A 4745-nucleotide genomic window follows, 5' to 3' on the forward strand; every position below is an offset into this window, starting at 1 on the left:
TACTTCGATGTAGAGATCACCATCCCTAATATAAGACTTAATGATAATCTTGCCACCATCATCTTCCAGCATATACTCCATTCCGTGATAAATGGCATTTTCCACCATCGGCTGAATAATCAGCTTCATGGTAGCCAGCTGTAAAGTCTCTTCCTCCGCCTGAATCTCATAGGTAAACTTATTTTTATAGCGGATACTCTGTATCGTAAGGTAATTGCGGGCATGCTCCAGTTCGTCTTTTACCGTGATAATCGTCTTTCCTTTGCTGATACTGATCCGAAACAGCCTAGCCAGAGAGGTCACCATGGTAATTGCCCCGTCATAGCGTTCATTTTCAATCATCCAGATGACAGAATCCAGCGTATTATACAGAAAGTGGGGGTTAATCTGTGTCTGCAGCGCATCCAGTTCACTTTTGCGCTTTTGTTCCTGCTCCACCACAATATCATCCATTAATTTTTTCATCTGTTCAACCATGGAACTTACTGTTTTGCCCAGATGCATAATCTCATAGGGACCACTGGAGATAATCTCAACATTTAAATCGCCCTTTTCCAGCTTTTTAACGGATTTTTCCAACCTTTTTATAGGATTTGCGATTCTGGCTGAAACCAAAAGACTGACAAAAATCAATACGAACATTCCGAAGCAAAATATAAACAGAACAAAGACACGGATCTGGGAATATTTTGCAACGACTTCTGTGAGCGGCGTTACTGCCACCAGCTTCCAGCCGGTATATCCTACGGTTTTAATCGTTACCAGGCGCTTTTCGCCCTGAAAGATCTCCGTATGGTTTCCATCATCTAATCCTGCTGCCTCCCGGTTGGATTCCTTTTCTAATTTGGAATATAGCAGCTGCTGTTTCGGGTGATAAATAATTTCTCCATCCGCATCCATCAGATAGACATATCCGGAATCACTAATATTTGCGCTCTGGCATACCCGTTCAATTCCGCTGAAATTCATATCTACCAGCAGAACACCGTTTTCCCTTTTTCCATTTTTCGTTATCTCAACGTCATTACTCATCGAAACCACCCAGCGGTAACGGTTATCCGGGTCATTGAACAGATTTTGAACATGCGGTTTTGAAAAATGCAGGTTTTCAATCTGCGCTTCCGCATTTATAAACCATTCCTCATCTCTTGGATCTATATTTTCCTTAAGATTCGATAAGGGTGCTGCGGCTTCAACCTTTCCATAAAGATTAAATATAGCGATGCTCACCAGCTGTTCCCGGTTGGTGTTATAGAGCAGATCCAGCTGTTCCACAATCGTGTCTTTCGCAAGATCCGCATTTTTAATAACCTGATAATAAACAGAATTAGAGACATTCATAATATTTCTTAAATAAGTATCCAAAAATTGATTCGTCTGGTCTATGACGTGCTTATTTTCCTGCTCAACCATATGCTCCGCTGTATTGGTAAAATTCAGATAGAGCGGAACCGCAATCAGGACCATACCAACTACAGACAGCAGTGTAAAATAAATGGCAAGCATATTTTGAATACTTTTTTCCTGGTACCATTTCTTGGCTTTCCATACATACTTTTTTATTATTGGAATCATGGCGCCCCCTGTCAGGTATTACGGTATCTGGATGGGGATACGCCAAACTTTTTCTTAAACACATAACTAAAATAGTTGGGTTCCAGATATCCTACCTTTTCTGCAATCTGATAGCTCTTGTCATTGGTCGTATTTAAAAGCTCCACTGCTTTTTCCAGCCTGGTCTCTGTCAGATATCCGATAAAACTGCTTCCTGTCTCTTTCTTGAAAATCGTGGAAAAATAGGTAGGGCTTACATGGAGGTGTTCGCTGAGCCGCTCCACTGTCAGTTCACTGTCGGCATAATTCTCCCGTACATATTGTAATGCCGTATCCACCATGTAGCTGGATGTATGTACACGTTCGCTTTTTATCATGCTGCTGATCCGCAGGCTGATTTCCTGCACCCATCGTTGCAGGTTGTCCATAGAGCCCAGCTTTTCCAATTGATTATCGTTATTAAAGTTTTCACCTAAAGCTTCTTCCAGGTCTAAGCCATATGTCTGGCAGAGACGAAGCAAAGAAATTTTAATTTCCATAAAATAAATCCGGTACTGTTCAATTTCCAAAACCGTATCTCCAAACTTAGCAAAAACCTCTTCAATATTTTCAATTATATCTTCCTTTTTACCCATTTTAATGGCAGTTACGATCGCATGTTCATCCTGTCCTTTAAACTGTAAAAGGACGGAAGTATCCGGCTCCACATCCCCGATATAAATAGCTCTGCCAGAGCCTAACACCAAACGGTAATCCAGGGCAGACTGGGCTTCTTTTCTGGCATACCGCAAGGTCTGCGGTTCATGGCACATAAGGCTTATGCCTCCTGATGTCACAAGTCCGTAAATCTTCTGGGACTCCCTGCACACCTCATCAATACCGGAAATCAAATCATAGATTTCTTCCCGGCTTCTGGCATTGACAATAATCGCGATAATATCTCCATAGAAAAAGCTGGTAAAATCACAATATTTTCGAATTTCATCATCTACAAGATGCTTGATTGTGATGGGGATCAGGGCATCATCATGATTTTTAAATATATTTTCTACGGATTCCTCCAGTACCCCCTTCTCAATCTGTATCAGACATACGATAAATCCCGTTGCGTCCACATTAATCCCAGCCATGGCCGCACTGCGGTTAAACTGTTCCTGGGTAACCCGCCCCTCCAGCAGGCTGACTAAAAACTGCTCCCGGATAACCGGAAGACTGTCCATGTAATGCTGACGGAGATTCTCCAGATTACGCATACTCTCATATCGTTCATCCAGAGAAAGCTTCAGCTTCGTCAGTATTTTTCCCATATCCTCAGCATTCACCGGTTTCAATACATATTCAACCACATTGATTGAAATGGCTTTGTGGGCATATTCCAGATCATCGGAACCGGAAAATACGATCAGCTTGGTAGACGGAATCTTCTTGCGCAAAGCCTTCCCCAGCTCAAGACCATCCATAAATGGCATCATGATATCTGTCATCATCACATCCGGCTGAAGCTTTTCCGCCAGATCCAATGCCTCCTTGCCGTTTTCCGCACTCCCAATTACCTGAAAGCCATACTTTGCCCAATCAATTTTACGGATAATTCCTTCCCGGATTTCCGCTTCATCATCTGCTATAATCACCTTATATAAGTCCATATGTGCTCCTAAAAAATATATTTTTTTATTTCAAAATTAGTGCGAAATTATTTTGTTATTATACCATAAAAAGATGCGTAAAGGAATTTTTTCTTTCCATTACGCATCTTTTTGGCATGAGAATCTCATAAATATATGATAACACTCATTTAAATTCCTTTATTTATTAAAATATAATCCCGCAAATAAGTGCTGCTATAATTGCCAGGACAAGACCGAAAATAATTTTGTCCATGGTTTTTACCGAAACATTTATTCTGCTATAAAGGCAGTCGCGGACAGTTTTCTTTTGAATCATATCATCCTGCTGCCCTGGCGATGATACATCATTTATTTGTTCTGTCATATCTATTTTCTACGCTCCTCCATAAGTTTTAAATCTTTACCCTCTTCCAAATTTATCAAGTTATTTTTTAGCAAGATATTTACGTACATCCAATGATACGGCTACGATAATAATCAAACCACGAATGATATACTGCCAATATGGGCTAACGCTGATAAAGTTCAGTCCATAGTTAATTACCTGAAGCAAGGTAGCTCCGATCAATACACCTGGAATCGTTCCAACACCACCGGTGAAAGAAACACCACCTACTACACATGCAGAAATAGCATCCAACTCATAATTCAAACCGGTATTACTGGTTGTAGATCCCGCTCTTGCAGCCTCTAAAAATCCTGCTACACCGTATAAAACACCAGAAATCATAAAAATGATCATAATATTTTTTACAACATTAACACCGGATACTTCAGCCGCTTCCGGATTTCCCCCAATGGCAAACATATTTTTGCCAAGCTTTGTTTTATTCCAGATGATATACATGATGATTGCAATGATTGCCAGATAACACACCAGATACGGAATTTTAAATTCACTGGTAATTTGGAAGCCACCTGTTACAAAATGAATATAGCGCTGATCCAGGTTGGCAACCGGCTGTGCGCCAAGAGGCGGGCGGTCAATATAGAGACAGGAAACTCCATAAGCGATCAACTGAGTACCCAGCGTAATAATAAACGCATGTACCTTTAATTTTGCAACACCAAATCCATTGATTAAACCAAAGATCATACCTACGGCAATTGCACCTAAAAGAGGAACAAATAGAGGCAATGCAGGAAGGTTTGGATACATTCTTGCTGCATAGGTAGTGGACTGCAGCATGGATGCCGAGATAATCGCTGTAAGACCTAAAATACGTCCTGCTGAGAGGTCCGTACCCTGTAGTACAATCAGCCCTGCAACGCCCAGCGCCAGAATTGCTCTCGTAGAATCCTGGCTAAGTATATTGGTAAAGTTACCAAGGGATAAAAAGCTTGGTTCTTTTATAATAAAGAAAACAATCATAAGTATCAGTACAATATATAATGCATATTTAACAAGAAATTCACTAAGGTTAAATTTCTTTCCTTCAATTTTAGTTTTTTCCATATCTGCACCTTCCGTTCTTAAACATATTTGGCTGCCTGAGCCATAATCCGCTCCTGATCCAGCTCTTCTGTATTGGTGATTCCGGACACATGTCCATTTGACATAAC

General features: G+C 40.7%; 4 protein-coding genes. All 4 read right to left on the minus strand.

Features of this window, described 5'->3' with window-relative positions:
• The coding region (locus tag ACH2DQ_RS19200) for a sensor histidine kinase (protein ID WP_395027885.1) at positions 1–1575 on the minus strand (1575 nt) is incomplete at its 3' end.
• A gap of 11 nt (positions 1576–1586) precedes the next feature.
• The gene (locus ACH2DQ_RS19205) at positions 1587–3200 is read right to left on the minus strand and encodes a response regulator (RefSeq protein ID WP_394911240.1); all 1614 of its coding nucleotides are present in this window, start codon (positions 3198–3200) and stop codon (positions 1587–1589) included.
• Between the two features lie 166 nt (positions 3201–3366).
• Entirely contained in the window at positions 3367–3546 is a 180-nt protein-coding gene (locus ACH2DQ_RS19210; RefSeq protein WP_394911239.1) for a hypothetical protein, read from the minus strand.
• Between the two features lie 60 nt (positions 3547–3606).
• Positions 3607–4638: a galactose/methyl galactoside ABC transporter permease MglC gene (gene mglC, locus ACH2DQ_RS19215; protein ID WP_395027888.1), complete on the minus strand. Its 1032-nt coding sequence runs from the start codon at positions 4636–4638 to the stop codon at positions 3607–3609.
• Positions 4639–4745 lie beyond the last annotated feature (107 nt).

This window comes from Robinsoniella sp., from assembly GCF_034124845.1.